The organism is Lentzea sp. NBRC 102530 (assembly GCF_030269365.1).
Classification (GTDB): Bacteria; Actinomycetota; Actinomycetes; order Mycobacteriales; family Pseudonocardiaceae; genus Lentzea.
Genome location: NZ_BSTF01000006.1, coordinates 475,189 through 491,263, shown reverse-complemented (window position 1 = coordinate 491,263; position 16,075 = coordinate 475,189). Strand labels below are relative to the sequence as shown.

Sequence of the window (16,075 nt, the reverse complement as noted above, 5' to 3'; positions counted from 1 at the left end):
TCACCAGGGCACGACCTGGTTGCGGTAGTCGAGGAAGCGCAGGCCCGGGGTGCCGAGCTGCTCCAGCACGACGTTCACGAGCAGCGGGATGCTGTCCTCGATGGCGAGCGGGGCGTCCGGCCCGCCGAGATCGGTGCGGATCCAGCCGGGTGCCATCAGCAGCAGCGTGCGCTTCGGTTCCGGCTGGCGGGCCGCGTAGCTGCGCATGAGCTGGTTGAGGGCCGCCTTGCTGCTGCGGTAGATCTCGCGCTGCCCGCGTTCGTTGTTCGTGATGCTGCCCTGGCCGGACGACATGACGCCGAGCAGGCCGGTCGGGGTGACGAGGTCCTGCAGGGACTCGAGCACGCGCATGGGGTTCAGCGCGTTGGTGAGCATGACCTCGGTGAACTCGTCGTCCGTGACCTCGCTGACGGTGACGTTCTGGTCCTCCGTCGAGATCCCCGCGTTGACGAACACGGCGTCCAACTCGCGGCCGTCGAGGCGGCGGCGGAGGGCGGCGATCTGGCCGGGGTCACCGATGTCCAGCGTCTCGACCTCGACGCCGCCGTTCTCGGCGAGCTCGTGCAGCCGGGTCCGTCCGCTGCCCGGCCGGACCGTGCCGATGACGTGCCACCCCCTGAGGTGGAACTGCTCCGCGATGGCGTGCCCCAGGCCGCGTCCGGCGGCGACGATCAGGATCGTGGGAGAGGTGGGTGCGAGAGACAAGATCGGGCTCCTTCGTTCGGGTGCGCTCCAGGGTGCTCCGCGGACGTGTTCGTCACTGCCTTCAACCCCGCCCCTTCGTAAGATCGCCACCATGAACGGGCCGCCAATCGCTGATTCCACCATCCTGGAACCGGACGACGTGCGAATCCTTCGCGCTTTGCAGATCGATCCGAGGATCGGCTTCGCGACGGCCGGGGCCGTGCTGGGCCTGTCCGAGCTCACCGTCGCGCGTCGCTACCGGCGGATGGTGCGGGCCGGGACGATCAGGGTGATCGGCGTGGTCGACCCCGGAGCGCTGGGGCAGAGCAGGTGGATGGTGCGCCTGCGCTGCCGGCCGGGCAGCGCCACGGCGATGGCCGAATCGCTGGCCCAGCGGGAAGACGTGAGCTGGGTGGCGCTGAGCGCCGCCGGTGCCGAGGTCACGTTCGCGGTGCGCTCGCGTTCCCAGCAACAGCGCGACGACCTGCTCGGCCACCGGCTGCCGCGGGCAGCGGCCGTGCTCGACCTGCAGGCCTCGGCGATCCTGCACCAGTTCGTCGGCGGCCGCGCGCACTACTGGGCCGCGCTCACCGGAGCCCTGACGCCCGAACAGGAAGCCGCGCTGGGATCCGCCGGCAGCCCGTTCGCGGAACGCCCCGTCGTGCGGGAACCGCAGCAGCTGGGCCTCGAGGACGAGAAGCTGCTCGCCGCCCTCGCGGCGGACGGCAGGGCCAGTTTCGTGGACCTGGCCGCCGCGTCCGGCCTGACCCCCGGCCGCGCGACCCGGCGGGTGCACGCCCTGGTGTCCAGCGGGGTCGTGCACGTCGACGTGGAGATCGCCCCGGAGGCGCTGGGGTACCGCACGCGGGCGAACCTGTGGCTGCGGGTGCACCCCAGCCGGATCAAGGAGGTCGGGCGGGCCACGGCGGAGATGCCCGAGGTGGGGTTCGCCGCCGCCGTCACCGGGCCGCACAACCTGCACGCCGTCGTGCAGTGCCGCGACCTCGACACCCTCTTCGAGTTCACCACCGGCCGGCTCGGCGGCCTGCCGGGGGTGGAGACCATGGAGGTGAGTCCGGTGCTGCGGCAGCTCAAGCAGGCGGGCACGCGGGTGGACGGCGATCGCCTGACGACTCCGGGCTGACGGTCAGCCCTCGTCGACCTCCAGACGCGGGAACAACGGTCGCGGCGGATCGAGTTCGTTCCCGCCATCGCCCAGTTGTGCGGCGATGCGCACCGCCGCGACCGGCAGGAACGGCGTCAGCTCGGCGGCGACCACCCTGCAGGCGTGGACCAGCAGCGCCAGCACGTCGCTGAGGCGGTGCCCGGCCTCCGCGTCGCCCGCCTTCTCCGCCTTCGCGAGGGTCCACGGCTCGACCTCGACGACGTACCGGTTGGCGTCCTCGACGATCTTCCAGATCGCGGCCGCGGCCGTGCGGAAGTCGAACCGGGCCAGCGCGGCGTCCACCGCGGCCGGGGCCGCGGCGATGGCGGCGGTCAGCGGGATCTCCGGCAGCGCGGGCAACGGCGCAACGGTGCCGCCGCGGTACTTGTGCACCATGCTGACGGTGCGGTTGACCAGGTTGCCGAGGCCGTTCGCCAGGTCCTCGTGGTAGCGCCCGACGAGCCTGCCGGTCGTGTAGTCGGCGTCGCCGACCCTGGGCACGTCGCGCACCAGCCACCAGCGCAAGGCGTCGGCGCCGAACCGGTCCACGATCGCGACCGGGTCGATGGAGTTGCCGAGGCTCTTGCCCAGTTTGCGGCCGCCGACGGTCAGGTAGTCGTGCACGAAGATCGTCGTCGGCAGTGGTTCGCCCGCGCTGAGCAGCATCGCCGGCCAGTACACGGCGTGGAACCGGATGATGCCCTTGCCGATGACGTGGGTGCGTTCGTCGGACTCCACCCACCAATGGCGGTAGTTCTCCCCGTCCGTCCCGTAGTCGAGCGCGGTGACGTAGTTGCCCAGCGCGTCCCACCACACGTAGACGACCTGGCCGGGATCACCCGGGACCTCGATGCCCCAGCCGCGCGCGCGTTCGGTCGACCGCGAGATCGAGAAGTCCTGCAGACCGGTCCCGATGAAGCCCAGGACCTCGTTGCGGCGGCTCTCCGGCTCGATCCGCAGCCTGCCCGACTCGATCAGCTCGCGCAGGTCGTCCTCGTACCGCGACAGCGCGAAGAACCAGTTCTCCTCGCTCACCGGGACCGGCGGCGTGAAGTGTTCGGGACAGGTGCCGTCGACGAGTTCGGCCTCGGTGCAGAACTGCTCGCAGCCGACGCAGTACAGGCCCTGGAAGTCCTTGCGGTACAGGTCGCCCTTCGCCTCGGCGGCCCGCCACAGGCGCTCGACACCCGCCTGGTGCCGGGGCTCGCCGCTGGTGCGGATGAAGTCGTCGAAACTGATCTGCAACGGCTCGCGCAGGCCTTCGAACGCGGCGGCGTTGCGGTCCACCAAGTCCTGGGTCGGCACGCCTTCCGCCGCGGCGGCGATGGCGTTCTTCAGCGAGTTGTCGTCGGTGCCCGTGAGGAAGCGGACCTCGTGACCCCGGTGCCGCCAGTGCCGCGCCATGACGTCCGTCTGCACCAGCTCCAGCGCGAAACCCAGGTGCGGCTTGGAGTTGACGTACGGAATGGCGGTCGTGAGGTAGCGGCGGGCCATCGTGCCTCTCCGGGAGGAAGGAGGTGGGCCGCCAGGTTATCGATCGTTCACCGCGTCAGCCCGGCATTTTTCGGCCAGGCGGCTGATCCGCGAGTTGAGGTAGCGCTGTTCGGGCAGGCCGGTCGCGAGCGCGGCGGCCCGGCGGTAGCCGTCGAGGGCGGCGGCGAGGTCGCCCGCCATCTCCAGCAGGTGGGCGCGCACGGCGTGGGTGCGGTGGTGCCGCCGCATCGCCGGGTCGTCGAGCAGCGGCTGGAGGAGTGCCAGGCCGTCCTCGGGGCCGATCGCCATGCCGACCGCGACCGCCTGGTTGAGCGTCACGACCGGGCCGGGCGCGACCCGCGCGAGCATGGCGTAGAGCAGGCAGATCTGGCGCCAGTCGGTGCCTTCCCACGTCGTGGCCTCGGCGTGCACGGCGGCGACCGCGGCCTGGAGCTGGAACCTCCCGACGTGGCCGCGGGGGAGCACGCGTTCGAGCAGGCGCACCCCTTCCGCGATCTGGTCGCGGTCCCACCGTGAGCGGTCCTGCTCGGCGAGCGGCACGAGGCGGCCGCCGTCGGTGCGCGCGGGGGTGCGGGCGTGGGTGAGCAGCATCAGCGCCAGGGCACCCGCGACCTCGTCGTGGTCGGGGATCACCGCGTGCAGCAGGCGGGTGAGGCGGATGGCCTCGGCGGCGAGCGTCGAGTCCACGAGCGCGTCACCGCTGGAGCGGGTGTGCCCCTCGGTGAACAGGAGGTGGCAGACGTCGAGCACCGCGGCGACGCGGGCCGGCAGTGCGGCGTCGGTGGGGAGCCCGAACTCCGCACCGGCCGCGCGCAACGTGGCCCGCGCCCTGGTCAGGCGCTGGGTCATGGTGCGCTCGGGAACCAGGTACCCGGCGGCGATCTGCGCGGTGCTCAGGCCCGCGACGGCGTGCAGGGTCAGTGCGACCTGCGAGGACCGACTCAGGCTGGGGTGGCAGCACAGCAGCAACAGCCGCAGGGTGTCGTCCCCGTCGTGGGGCTCCTGGTCGGCCGCCGGCGCGAGCGGGGTGGGCTCCCGCGCGGCCACCGCGTCCTCCCGGACCGCTCTGGCGCCGTCCGAGCGCACCTTGTCGATCAACCGCCGCGAGGCCACCCGGATCAGCCAGCCACGCGGGTTGCCGGGAACGCCGTCGCGGTCCCACTGCCGCGCCGCCGCCTCGGCCGCCTCCTGCGCCGCGTCCTCGCAGTCGCCCAGGTCGCCGTGCCTGCGCAGCAGAGCGGCGAGGACGTGCGGCGACTCGCGCCGCCACACGTCCTCGACCACCCGTGAGGTCACTGCTCGCCACCGCCGGGCCACATCGTGGGCCGCAGCTCGACGGTCTCGCCCGGACCGGCGAAGCACGCCGCGATCTCCTCGGCACGGGCGTGGCTGTCCACGTCGATCAGGAAGAACCCCGCGAGGTGCTCCTTCGCCTCGGAGTACGGGCCGTCGGTGGCCAGCGGCTTGCCGTCGTCCCACCGGTACAGCCGCGACGACTCCGGCGCCCCCAGCGCCTCGCCGGTGAGGAGTTCGCCCCGCTCGTGCAGCTCGCCGAGCATCTTCTCGAACTCCGAGTTCAGCCGCTCCCGTTGCTCTCGCGGCATGTCCTGGTAGTCCGGCAGGTAGTCGGAGGTCGGGTGCCCCCACGGCTGCGGATTCGAGTGGATCATGATCACGTACTTCACCCTCGGCTCCTTCTCGAACGACGTCGTGGATGCGTCCGCGTGACCCATCCTCGCCCGGGACGTCGGAGCGGGTCGCGCCACGTCTACATCCGCGGGTTGTTGTTCGTGTCATGTAGACCGTGGCCGCTGTTCGAATGAGAATCGGCTGATCGGCGTCATGAGGCGTTGTCACGTTCTGCGGAGGGTGCTCGATGAACGCGCGCACGTCGGCCGTGCGGGCGGGTGTGCCGGCGGCGGTGCTGGTCGCGCTGGTGTTCCTGGTCGCGCTCAACCTCCGGCCCGCGCTGACGTCCCTCGGGCCGCTGCTGCCGCAGATCGGGGGAGAGACGGGGCTCTCCGAAGGGGCGCAGGGGTTGCTGGGAGCGTTGCCGCTGCTGGCGTTCGCGGTGGTCTCGCCGCTGGTGCAGCACCCCGCGCGGCGGTTCGGGGCCGAGCGCACGCTGCTGGTGGCGCTCCTCGTGCTGGCGATCGGTGCGGCGTCGCGCGCGGTCGCCGGTGACGTCGGGCTGTGGGTGGGAACGGCGGTCGCGGGCTGTGCGATCGCGGTGGGCAACGTGCTGGTGCCGACGATCGTCAAGCGCGACTACCGCGAGCACGTGTCGCTGGCCACCGGTGTGTACTCGGCCTGCATCACCGTCGGGGCCTCGATCGCGTCCGCCGTCGCCGTCCCGCTCTCGCACGCCGCGGGCTGGCGCGGTGCGCTGGCGTTCTGGGCGGTGCCCGCGCTCGTCGTCGCCGGGATCTGGGTGGTGCGCGCGTGGCGGCGCGGTCCGGCCGAGGCCGCCGTCACGGGGCACGCGGCGGTGAGCGTGTGGAAGCAGCCGAACGCATGGCTGGTCACGGCGTTCATGGGGCTGCAGTCCACGACGTTCTACGTCATGGTCACGTGGCTGCCCACCATCGAGATCTCCGCAGGCGTGCCGGCCGAGCGGGCCGGGCTGCACCTGTTCGTCTACCAGCTGGTCGGCGTCGGGTCGGGCCTCGTCATCCCCCGGCTGATGCGGCGCGGGGACGACCTGGTCAGGGCCGCGGTCACGGCCAGCGTCCCCATGGTGATCGGCGTGGCCGGGCTGCTGGCGTTCCCGGCGTGGAGCGTCGTGTGGGCGGTGGTCGCGGGACTCGGTTCCGGTGCGGCGCTGGTCGTCGCCCTCACGCTGATCAGCCTGCGCGGCCGGGGACAGCACGGGACCACGCAGTTGTCCGGCATGGCCCAGTCGCTCGGGTACCTGCTCGCCGCGCTCGGCCCGGTGCTGGCCGGGTACTTCGCCGAGCACACCGGGACGTGGACGATGTCCCTCGTCCTGGTCGGTGTGCTCGGCGTGGCCCAGGTCGGCGTCGCGGTGGCGGCCGGGCGGGCGCGGTAGGCGTCAGACCTTGTCGTTGACCTTGATCTTGCCCTCGATGATCTGCGCCTTGTAGCCCTCGACGATGCCCTGCAACGTCGCGTCGACCTTGCCGCCGGACGTCGCGTAGCCCATGCCGTTCGACTTCAGGTCGAACACCTTCGGCAGCGACGCGAGGTCGTTGCCCGCCGCCGCGTGGAAGAAGTCGTAGACGGCCACGTCCACGCGCTTGAGGCTGGACGCCGCGATGACGTCGCGGTTCGCGGCGAGCGAGGGCTGGTTGTACTGGTCGGCGTCGCAGCCGATCGCCAGCACACCCGCCTGCTTGACCGCGGCGAACACCCCGATGCCGGACGCGCCCGCCGCCGGGTAGACGACGTCGGCACCCTTGTCGATCAGGCCCTTCGCGGCCTCCTGGCCCTTGGGCGGGTCCTGGAAACCGGTGAAGTCACCGGCCGGGGTGATGTACTTCTTGTCGAACGCGATCTTCGGCGCCGCGGTCTTCGCGCCCTGGACGTAGCCCGCCTCGAACTTCTGGATCAGCGGGATGTCGACCCCGCCGATGAAGCCGATGTGGCACTTCTTGCTCTGGTAGGCGGCGATGACGCCCGCGAGGAACGCGCCCTCCTGCTCGGCGAACACCAGCGGCGTGACGTTCGAGACGCCCTCCACGGCGGAGTCGACCAGGCCGAACTGGACGTTCGGGAACTCCGGCGCCACGACCTTGAGCGACTCGGTGTAGGCGAAGCCGACGCCGACGATCGGGTTGAAGCCCTCGCTCGCCAACTGGCGCAGACGGGTCTGCTTCGCCGTCTCGTCCTCGTTGGGAGCGGCGGACAGCTCGCGGGTGTTCTCCTTCTTCACGCCCATGTCGGCGATCGCCTTGTCGAACCCGGCGGCGGCGAGGTCGTTGAACGACGCGTCACCCCGGCCGCCGATGTCGTAGGCCAGGCCGATCTTCAACGCGCTGCCGTCGACCTTCTTGCTGTCGGTGGCGGCGGCCTGCGACGTGGTGGGCGCGGCGGGCGGCGTCGCGAACTCGCAGGCGCTCCCGGTTCGCGTGGTGGCGTTCGTACCACCGTTGTCCTTGGCACACGCGCTCACCACCATGGTCAGCGCGATCGCGGCAACGGCGGTGCCACGGATACGACGGCGCACAGGTCCCCCTCTTGGCTCTCGGCTCAGGAGCGGGACGGTACCTCGCGGCTGTGTCGTTCTCGTTGAGCGTTCACCCAGTGAGATCCTTGCGGAACACCAGGAAGTCGCACGGGGTGGCGAGCTGCGGCACCAGGAACGGGTACGCCTGCGCCAGGTCGTCGCGGCGTCGCACTCGGTAGCCGAGGCGGGTGTACCAGGCGCGCAGGAACTCCTTGACCGGGTGCTGCCAGTCCTGCGGGACGAGCAGTTCCAGCTGCATCTCGGCCAGCTGCCGCTCGCGCGCCCAGCTCTCGGCGAACTCGACGAGGCGGCGGCCGATGCCGGTGCCGCGTTCCTCGGGGGCGGCGACGAGCATGCCGAACTCGCCCGCGCCGTCCTCCAGTTCGTGGATCCGGACCGACCCGACGAGCCTGCCCTGCTCGCGCACGACCGCGATCTCACCGGCCGCGACGAGCCCGGCGACCTCCTGTTCGCTGGTGCGCTCGGCGCCGTCGAGCCAGATGCCCTTCTCGGCGTCGGCGTACACGCGGTTGATCAACGCGGCGATCTCCGCGGCCTGCGTCGTGTCGTCGGTGAACGTCACCACGGCGCGGGCTGGTTCGTCCGAGCGAGCTTGTCGGCGTGCTGGAGGACGCCGAGTTCACGCAGCATCTTGTCCTTCTGCCGCGGGTCGTGCGCCACGTTCGACGCGTGCAACGCCTTGCGCAGCCGGGCCTTGCGCCACGGCGTGCCCTTGCCGGCCAGCGCGAGCTTCGCGGCCCGCAGCGCGGCCTTGTCCCTGGTGCGCGCGAGGGCGTCGCGGCCGTCGTCGCCGAGACCCAGCAGCGAGAGGAAACGCTCCCGCACCTCACGGCCGATGCGCGTCCACGTCGTCGTGCGCCGCCGGGCGGCCCGGATCTCGATGCCGAGCGCGAGGTGCAGCATCACGAGCCCCAGCACCGGCCCGAGCAACACCCGTGCCGCACCGGCGATCGGCCCCGACAGGCTGAAGGCGGCGAACGCGGCGAACGCCGTCAGCGCCCACGCCACGAGCCTGGCCGGCCCCGGTCGTCCGTTCTGCCGCACGCCGCCGCGCATCGCCCAGCCGCACGCGATGAGCGCCGCTTCCATGACGGAGAAGAGCAGGACCCGTTCCACGACGTCGGTGATGCCGAGCCGCTGCTCGAAGAACCGCCACGAGGTGTCGACGCTGACGCCGATGCTCATGAGCGCCACGAGGTAGAACCCCTTGGCGCCGGCGGGCTTCGCCGGTCCGGGTTCCGGCGCGGGAGCGGGTTCGGGCTCGGGCTCGGGTTCGGGTTCGGGGGAGGGCTGCTGGTCCAGCTGCGCGATCAGTTCCGGCGTCAGCACGACCTGACCGGCCGTGTCGGTGACACCGTTGCGCGCACGCCACTCGTTCACGATCGGCGTCGCGTACGGCCTGGTTGGAACTTTCTGACCCTGGCGGCTGAGCCACCGCCGGACGTCATCGACCGTGCAGCCGCGCGGCATGTGCTCGAGCGCGTACTGGATCTGGGCCTTCTGAGTCTTCAACGGGCCTAACGCGGCGCTGTGGTCGGTCAGGGTGCCGACCTCGTCCGTGGTCACTCGTGCTCTCCGTCCTCGTCGATGGGCTTGCAGGGGCACGCGGACCCGCCGGACCCTACCCGGCTACCGGCCGTGAACATCATCAGGTTTTCTCGTTGACACTGTCACGATGACAGTGTCACTATCGAGGGGTGTGGACGCTCGACGAGTTGCTGGACCGCGTCTCCGCCGCACTGTCGGCGGAGTACTCGGGCGCGCCCAACGGCCGCGTCCGGGACGTTCCCGACCGGCGGGCCGTCCGCTGGTACGCGACGACGGGCCTGGTCGACAGACCGTCGGCGATGCGCGGCCGCACGGCGCTGTACGAGAAGCGCCACCTGCTCCAGCTGGTGGCGGTGAAGCGACTGCAGTCGGAGGGGAGGACGCTGGCGGACATCCAGCTGGAACTGACGGGCGCCACCGAGACGACGCTGATGGCGATCGCCCGCGTGCCGGCGCACCTGCTCGACGCGGGTGGCGCGGGTGGTTCAGACGCCGCAGGCGACACGGCACCGGCGGCGGAGGTCAGGCCGCGGTTCTGGGCAGCACCCGCAGCACCCGCAGCACCTGCGCCTGCTCCCGTCGCACCACCCCCGCCCGCTCCCGCCGCTGCAGGCTTGCCCGCCCCCGCCCCCGCACCTCCCGGGTCCGGTCCCGCCACGCCACCCCCGCCCGCTCCCGCCGCTGACCTGCCTGCTCCCGCGCCTGCCGCCGCTGTGCCCGCCACAGCACCCCCGCCCGCTCCTGCCGACCCCGCCCACCCGCCCCTCCTGACCGGCGTTCCCCTCCCCGGAGGTGCCGTCCTGCTCCTGCCCGCGACCCCGACCGAAGCCGACCGCGCCGCCATCGCTGAAGCCGCCCAGCCACTGCTCGACCTCCTCGCCGCCCGCGGCCTGCTCACCGAAAGGGACCTGCCATGACCATCTCCGTCGCCCCGATGAAGGAAGCGGAAGCCGATCGCATCGGCAGGACGACCGAGGACGCGGGTCTCGGCGCGCTGCGCACCGACCGCGGCAACCTGCCGCTCGAACGCCTCGACGTGCGCACGCGGATCACCGGCCTGATCGGCCGCACGGTGCTGACGACCGGGTTCGTGAACACCTACGACACCGCGCTCGAGGCGACCTACGTGTTCCCGTTGCCCGACCGCGCCGCCGTGACCGGCATGAAGATGACCGCCGGAGACCGCACGGTCGTGGCCGACCTGCAGGAACGCGCCCAGGCACGGCAGACCTACGACGACGCGATCGCGGCCGGTAAGCGGGCGTCGATCGTGGAGGAGGAACGGCCGGACGTCTTCACCATGCGCGTCGGCAACATCCCGGCGGGCGAGCGGGTCACCGTCGAGCTGACGATGACCGGGCCGCTGGTGTTCGAGGACGGCGCGGGCACGTTCCGGTTCCCGCTGGTGGTGGCGCCGCGGTACGTGCCGGGGCAGCCGTTGCCGGTGCCGTCGGTCGGGGACGGGCACGCGCAGGACACCGATCTGGTGCCGGACGCGTCCCGGATCTCGCCTCCCGTGTTGCTGCCGGGCTTCCCGAACCCCGTGCGGCTCAGCATCGACGTCGACGTCGACGCGGGTGGACTGGAACTGGGCGAGGTGCGGTCCAGCCTGCACACCGTCGTCACCGAGGGCAGCACCGTGTCCGTGCGGCCGGGGGAGAAGGTCGACCGCGACTTCGTCCTGAGGCTCACCTACCGGGGCAACAGCTCCGCCGTCGTGTGCGTGCCGGACGCCGAGGGCGACGAGGGGACGTACCAGCTGACGGTGCTGCCACCCGAGTCCGGGACGAGGACCAGGCCGCGTGACGTCGTGTTGCTGCTCGACCGGTCCGGCAGCATGGGCGGCTGGAAGATGGTCGCGGCGCGCAGGGCGGCCGCGCGGATCGTCGACACGCTCACGAACGACGACACGTTCGCCGTGCTGACGTTCGACCACGAGATCGAACGCGCCGAGCTGGGGGACGGCCTCGTCACGGCCACCGATCGGCACCGGTTCCGCGCGGTCGAGCACCTCGCGAAGGTGCACGCGCGCGGCGGCACGGAGATGTTCGAGCCGCTCCGGCAGGGGCTGACCCTGCTGTCCGACGTGGCGCAGGGCCGCGACCCGGTGCTCGTGCTCGTGACGGACGGCCAGGTCGGCAACGAGGACCAGATGCTGCGCGACATCTCGTCGTTGATCAACCGGACGCGCATCCACGCCGTCGGCATCGACACGGCCGTCAACGCCGGGTTCCTCGGCAGGCTCGCCGCGGTCGGCGCCGGACGGTGCGAGCTGGTCGAGAGCGAGGACCGGCTCGACGAGGCGATGACGCACATCCAGCGGCGGATCGGCGCGCCGGTCGTCACCGACGTCGTGGTCGAGCCCGGTTCCGACCTGCCGAAGCCGCCCACGGCGATCTACCCCGGCGTGCCGCTGGTGGCGTTCGGGCGGTACTCCGGGAAGCCGGCCGAGTTCAACGTGCGCGGCAGGACGCGGGACGGTTCGGAGTGGCACGAGACGGTCGCGGTCACCGAGCACACGGCGGAGGCCGTCCGGTCGCAGTGGGCCCGTGCGGCGCTGCGCGACCTGGAGGACCGGTACGCGACCGGTGACAGCACGGTGGAACCGCAGATCATCGCGACGTCGTTGAAGTACGGCGTGCTGTGCCGCTTCACCGCGTTCGTCGCGGTCGACGAGCGGGTGGTGTCGGACGGGACGGTGCACCGGGTGACCCAGCCGGTCGAACAGCCCGCCGGCTGGGAGACGCCGATGCCGGTGCGCAGCTTCGGCGGCGCCATGCCCGCTCCGTTCGCGGCGGCACCGGCCCCGTTCGCGGCGGCTCCGATGATGATGGACGGGATGAGTCCCGGTGGCGCGCCGATGGCCCGTGCGGCCGCCCGGCCCGCCATGCCGAAGATGGCGGCTCCGGCGAGCATTCCGCCGCCGCCTCCGCAGGACGACCTGGGTGACGTCGTAGCGCGGGAAGTGCAGCGGCTGGAGAGTGACGTGGCGTTGCCCGCGTGGGAACGGCGTGACCTGCTCGCCGATCTGGCCAGCCGCCTCGGCACGCTCTTCGCGTCCCGCAAGGGCGCGGAGTTCCAGCCGGTGCACGACCTGATCGCCGCGATCACGGCCGGTGGCGACACCGACGAGCTGTGGACACGGGCGGTGCGCGTGCTGCGCGAGTTCGCAGGGGCGGAGAAGGCCGAACCGGAGCGCCGGCGCAGGTTCTGGCGCTGATCGGCCGATTGCCCGCGCCGGGGTGACGGCGGAACGCTCGGACGCGTGAGCGCGTTCGGGGAGTGGACGACAGCCGAGGGCCTGCCCGCGTTCGACTACCGGGCGGGCCCGACGCCGTGGGACCCGATCATCGACCCGCCGTCGGCCACGCACCGGGTGCACCTCGGCAACCGCCGGATCACCCTCGCCGCCGACGGAGACGGGCTCCTCGGGCTGTGGGACGAGCACCTCGGCGGCCGCTGGCTCGCGGAACGCACCGGCGGCGGGTACGGGAAACCGTTGCTCGGCCCCACTTTCGCCCGGCTCACGAGCGAGCACGGCACGCGCACGGTGCTGTGCCCGGAAGGCGACGTGCCGTGGGTGCTGATCAGGGTCGACGTGTCCGCCGGCACCGACGTGACCGAGGAATGGCTGGTGCGCCAGCGCGAGGTCGACCTGGAGTTCGGCCCCGTGCACGGCGACGCCCCGCCGGAACTGGCCGTCGTGGCGCTGGAACACATCGGCGGCGAGCGGGTGGACACCACCGACGGGCCGCTGAAGATCACCGTGGCGGTCGGCTCGGGGACCACCGCGTGGTTCCGCTTCGGCCTCCTCGACGGCCCGATCGACCCGGAACCGTTGTACACCAACAGCCTCGCCGCGTTGCGCGAGCGGCTCCCCACCGGGCGGACGCCCGAGATCAGCTGGCACGTGGCGTTGCTGACGGGGGGCGCGTGTGCTGACGGCGTGCTCGGCGGGCACACGCTGAACCAGGGCGGTGCGTACTCGTTCCGGCACGGTTTCAACGGCGCCGCAAGGGATCCGTTGCAGCACGCGCTGCCGTTGGTGCACTGCGAACCGGACCTCGCGTTGTCCGTGCTGCGCAACACCTGCGCCTGGGGCAGCCCGGACGGCGACCTCCCGTACGCCCTCGACGGCCGCAAACAACCGTGGACGCAGGTCTTCCGGCCGTCCGACCTGAACCTCTGGGCGCTCTGGCTCGCCGCCGAGTACGCCGCCGCGACCGGTGACCTCGAAGCGTTCGGCCGGCCCGTCCGGTACCACCCGGGCCACGACGCCGAACCCGTGCCGCTGGCCGAGAACCTCCGGCGCCAGTTCAGGTTCTTCGCCGACGTCGTGGGCACGGGCGAGCACGGCCACGTCCGGATCCTCAACGCCGACTGGAACGACCTCGCCATCCGGGAGTCCGGAGTGGACAGAGAGGTGATGGTCGAGCGCGGTGGGTCGGTGCTGAACTCCGCGATGGCCGCCTGGGTGCTGCCGGTCTACGCGGGCCTCGCCGATCGGCTGGGCGACACCGCGACCGCTCAGGAGGCACGCGAACGTGCAGAGGCCCTGCGCACCCTGGTCACGGGGGAGTGGAACGGCAGGTGGTTCCGGCGCGCGCACGGCCCCGGCAGCGTCGTGGGTGACGGCGACCTGTGGCTGGAGGTGCAGCCGTGGGCGATCCTGTGCGGCGCAGCGACTCCGGACCAGGCACGCGGCCTGCTCGCGACCATCGACGACACCTGCCGGGCCGGTTCGCCGCTGGGCGCCCGGCACCGCTGGCCGGTAGCCGTTGGCACGCAGGGACAGGTGTGGGCGTCGGTCAACATGACCCTGATCTGGGCGGCTTCCCGGTACGACCCGGAGCTGGCGTGGGACGAGTGGCACCGCATGACGCTGCACGCACACACGGCGGCCTATCCGGACGTGTGGACGGGCACGCTGTCCGGTCCGGACTGCTACCTGGCGCCGGAGAGCGACCGGCCGGGCGAGACGTGGGCGTTGCCGGAGTCGGGCCTCGCGATGCAGGCCTATCCGGTCGCGAACCTGCACAGCCACTCCCAGCCGGTGCTCGCCTACCTGCGGCTGCTCGGCGTGGAGCCCCTTCCGGACGGCACCCCGACCCGCGCCGTACCCCGATCCGGTGAATGGGCGTGACGAAACGGCGGTTGCCGTGGTCTGCACCGGTGCAGACCCCCCCGCACCAGCCCGAGGAGTTCCGTTGTCCAGCTGCCCCAGCCGAGTGGTCCCGTTGCGCACGCCGCTGTCCGAGGACCAGCGGCTGTCGCTCGTCGAGCAGACCGTCCTGTGTCACCCGGCCGTGCACAGCGTCGAGCTGACGTCCGGTGAGGAGATCCGTGCCGAGGTGGTCGTGTGGCGGGGGAGTTCTCCCGAACGGACCGCGCACGACCTCGCCGCCGCGCTCAACGCCGTGCTGACGGGGGTGTCCGTGTCGGTCGGCATCACGGCCGTCGCGTACCGGCGCCGCTCCACCACGCTGTTCGCGGTTTACAAATAGGCGTCTATTGTCAAACCAGCTTTACGTGCCCTACCGTTCTGTCAACCTCCTGAGGAGTGTGGCATGAGCGACACGAAGGCAACGGTGCCCGTCGGCTCGACCGAGCAGTGGACGGACGGCAAGCGGTACCTGTGGCTGCTGGGACTGGTCGTGCCGTCCCTGGCGTTCCTCGCGATCGGGATGCACGCGGTCACGGGCTGGGGCGTGTGGTTCTGGATCGGCCCGATCGTGGTGCTGCTGATCGTCCCGGCGATCGACCTCTTCGCCGGGCTCGACCGCAGCAACCCGCCGGACGACGTGATCGAACGGCTGGAGAACGACCGCTACTACCGCTGGATCACGTACCTGTTCCTGCCGATCCAGTACGTCGGGTTCGTGTTCGCGTTCTGGCTGATCGCGCGCGGTGACCTGAGCGTCGTCGACAAGATCGGGCTCGCGGTGTCGATCGGCTGCATCGGCGGCATCGGCATCAACACCGCGCACGAACTGGGGCACAAGAAGGAGAGCCACGAGCGGTGGCTGTCGAAGATCGCGCTCGCGCAGAGCTTCTACGGCCACTTCTACATCGAGCACAACCGCGGCCACCACGTCCGGGTCGCGACGCCGGAGGACCCGGCGAGCAGCCGCGTCGGCGAGAGCTTCTACCGGTTCTGGCCGCGCACGGTGTTCGGGTCGGTCAGGTCGGCGTGGCGGCTCGAGGTGAAGCGCTACGGCCGTCGTGACCGGCACCCGTACCGGCTGGGCAACGACGTGCTGAACGCGTGGCTGATGTCGGCGGTGCTGTGGGCGGCGATGATCGTGTGGCTCGGGCCGGGCATCGTGCCGTACCTGCTGGTCCAGGCCGTGATCGGGTTCTCACTGCTCGAGGTCGTGAACTACATGGAGCACTACGGCATGCTGCGGCAGGTGGTCGGCGCACCCGGCCGCCGCCGCTACGAGCGGGTCGACCCCAGCCACAGCTGGAACTCCAACAACATCGCCACCAACGTCCTGCTGTACCACCTGCAGAGGCACAGCGACCACCACGCGAACCCGACCCGCCGCTACCAGACGTTGCGCGACTTCGCGGAGTCCCCGGTGCTGCCGACCGGCTACGCGGGCATGATCCTGCTGGCCCTCGTGCCACCGGTGTGGCGGCGCGTGATGGACCCGCGCGTGCAGGCGCACTTCGGCGGTGACATCGGCCGCGCCAACATCCAGCCGGGCAAGCGCTCGAAGGTCCTCGCCCGCTACGGAGGCACCGATGCCGGCGAGGCGGTCGCCGACGACACGCGCGGCGACGCGACGGCGGGCGGCATGTGCCCGGGTTGCGGCTACGTCTACGACGAGAAGACGGGCGACCCCCGGGAGGGCTTCCCGGCGGGCACGCCGTGGGCCGACATCCCCGACAGCTGGTGCTGCCCGGACTGCGGAGTCCGCGAGAAGATCGACTTCGTGGCGCCGGGCCGGGCGACCGCCGCCTAGGATCAGTCT

14 protein-coding genes are annotated in these 16,075 nt (G+C 71.7%); 7 read left to right on the top strand and 7 right to left on the bottom strand.

Translation table 11 applies throughout. The features are described 5' to 3' along the window. The gene (locus tag QSK25_RS19565) at positions 1-705 is read right to left on the bottom strand and encodes an SDR family oxidoreductase (protein WP_285640085.1); all 705 of its coding nucleotides are present in this window, start codon (positions 703-705) and stop codon (positions 1-3) included. Between the two features lie 91 nt (positions 706-796). Between QSK25_RS19565 and QSK25_RS19560 the strand changes: the two genes are divergently transcribed. Next, positions 797-1,828, top strand: coding sequence for an Lrp/AsnC family transcriptional regulator (locus QSK25_RS19560; RefSeq protein ID WP_285640084.1), 1,032 nt, complete (start codon positions 797-799; stop codon positions 1,826-1,828). 3 nt (positions 1,829-1,831) lie between these two features. Here the strand turns inward: QSK25_RS19560 and QSK25_RS19555 are convergent, their stop codons facing one another. Genes QSK25_RS19555 through QSK25_RS19545 form a run of 3 tightly spaced genes read right to left on the bottom strand, consistent with a single transcriptional unit; the run spans position 1,832 to position 5,028 of the window. Next, positions 1,832-3,343 carry a methionine--tRNA ligase gene (locus QSK25_RS19555; protein WP_285640082.1) on the bottom strand — a complete coding sequence of 504 codons (1,512 nt, stop codon included), beginning with the start codon at positions 3,341-3,343 and terminating at the stop codon, positions 1,832-1,834. Between the two features lie 36 nt (positions 3,344-3,379). Further along, the gene (locus QSK25_RS19550; protein ID WP_285640080.1) at positions 3,380-4,639 is read right to left on the bottom strand and encodes an RNA polymerase sigma factor; all 1,260 of its coding nucleotides are present in this window, start codon (positions 4,637-4,639) and stop codon (positions 3,380-3,382) included. Continuing rightward, on the bottom strand, positions 4,636-5,028 hold the full coding sequence (locus QSK25_RS19545; protein WP_285640079.1) for a YciI family protein: 393 nt from the start codon (positions 5,026-5,028) through the stop codon (positions 4,636-4,638). Before QSK25_RS19545 ends, QSK25_RS19550 begins: the two co-directional genes overlap by 4 nt. Before the next feature lie 191 nt (positions 5,029-5,219). On the opposite strand from QSK25_RS19545, the gene QSK25_RS19540 reads away from it, so the two are divergent. Then, positions 5,220-6,392, top strand: coding sequence for an MFS transporter (locus tag QSK25_RS19540; protein WP_285640078.1), 1,173 nt, complete (start codon positions 5,220-5,222; stop codon positions 6,390-6,392). Between the two features lie 3 nt (positions 6,393-6,395). Here the strand turns inward: QSK25_RS19540 and QSK25_RS19535 are convergent, their stop codons facing one another. The 3 genes from QSK25_RS19535 to QSK25_RS19525 all read right to left on the bottom strand — a co-directional run bounded on the left by QSK25_RS19535 (position 6,396) and on the right by QSK25_RS19525 (position 9,116). Beyond that, a complete protein-coding gene (locus tag QSK25_RS19535) occupies positions 6,396-7,517 on the bottom strand; it encodes a BMP family lipoprotein (protein ID WP_285640137.1) in 1,122 nt (373 codons plus the stop codon). Positions 7,518-7,599: 82 nt separating this feature from the next. Continuing rightward, positions 7,600-8,115, bottom strand: a complete 516-nt coding sequence (locus tag QSK25_RS19530) for a GNAT family N-acetyltransferase (protein WP_285640077.1) — start codon at positions 8,113-8,115, stop codon at positions 7,600-7,602. Beyond that, the gene (locus QSK25_RS19525; protein WP_285640076.1) at positions 8,109-9,116 is read right to left on the bottom strand and encodes a hypothetical protein; all 1,008 of its coding nucleotides are present in this window, start codon (positions 9,114-9,116) and stop codon (positions 8,109-8,111) included. The genes QSK25_RS19530 and QSK25_RS19525 overlap by 7 nt, the downstream gene beginning before the upstream one ends. Before the next feature lie 131 nt (positions 9,117-9,247). On the opposite strand from QSK25_RS19525, the gene QSK25_RS19520 reads away from it, so the two are divergent. From QSK25_RS19520 to QSK25_RS19500, 5 genes are all read left to right on the top strand, one after another. After that, positions 9,248-10,015, top strand: coding sequence for a MerR family transcriptional regulator (locus QSK25_RS19520; RefSeq protein WP_285640075.1), 768 nt, complete (start codon positions 9,248-9,250; stop codon positions 10,013-10,015). After that, positions 10,012-12,318 carry a VIT domain-containing protein gene (locus QSK25_RS19515; RefSeq protein ID WP_285640073.1) on the top strand — a complete coding sequence of 769 codons (2,307 nt, stop codon included), beginning with the start codon at positions 10,012-10,014 and terminating at the stop codon, positions 12,316-12,318. Before QSK25_RS19520 ends, QSK25_RS19515 begins: the two co-directional genes overlap by 4 nt. A 45-nt stretch (positions 12,319-12,363) precedes the next feature. Then, positions 12,364-14,241, top strand: a complete 1,878-nt coding sequence (locus tag QSK25_RS19510; RefSeq protein WP_285640071.1) for a GH36-type glycosyl hydrolase domain-containing protein — start codon at positions 12,364-12,366, stop codon at positions 14,239-14,241. Between the two features lie 64 nt (positions 14,242-14,305). Next, positions 14,306-14,602, top strand: a complete 297-nt coding sequence (locus QSK25_RS19505; RefSeq protein WP_285640070.1) for a hypothetical protein — start codon at positions 14,306-14,308, stop codon at positions 14,600-14,602. A 63-nt stretch (positions 14,603-14,665) separates the two neighbouring features. Then, on the top strand, positions 14,666-16,066 hold the full coding sequence (locus tag QSK25_RS19500; protein ID WP_285640069.1) for a fatty acid desaturase: 1,401 nt from the start codon (positions 14,666-14,668) through the stop codon (positions 16,064-16,066). The last annotated feature ends 9 nt before the right edge of the window (positions 16,067-16,075 follow it).

Coding starts and splice junctions, on each gene's coding strand:
- QSK25_RS19560 (WP_285640084.1), top strand. CDS start 797: ATGAACGGGCCGCCAATCGCTGATTCCACCATCCTGGAACCGGACGAC.
- QSK25_RS19555 (WP_285640082.1), bottom strand. CDS start 3,343: ATGGCCCGCCGCTACCTCACGACCGCCATTCCGTACGTCAACTCCAAG.
- QSK25_RS19540 (WP_285640078.1), top strand. CDS start 5,220: ATGAACGCGCGCACGTCGGCCGTGCGGGCGGGTGTGCCGGCGGCGGTG.
- QSK25_RS19515 (WP_285640073.1), top strand. CDS start 10,012: ATGACCATCTCCGTCGCCCCGATGAAGGAAGCGGAAGCCGATCGCATC.
- QSK25_RS19500 (WP_285640069.1), top strand. CDS start 14,666: ATGAGCGACACGAAGGCAACGGTGCCCGTCGGCTCGACCGAGCAGTGG.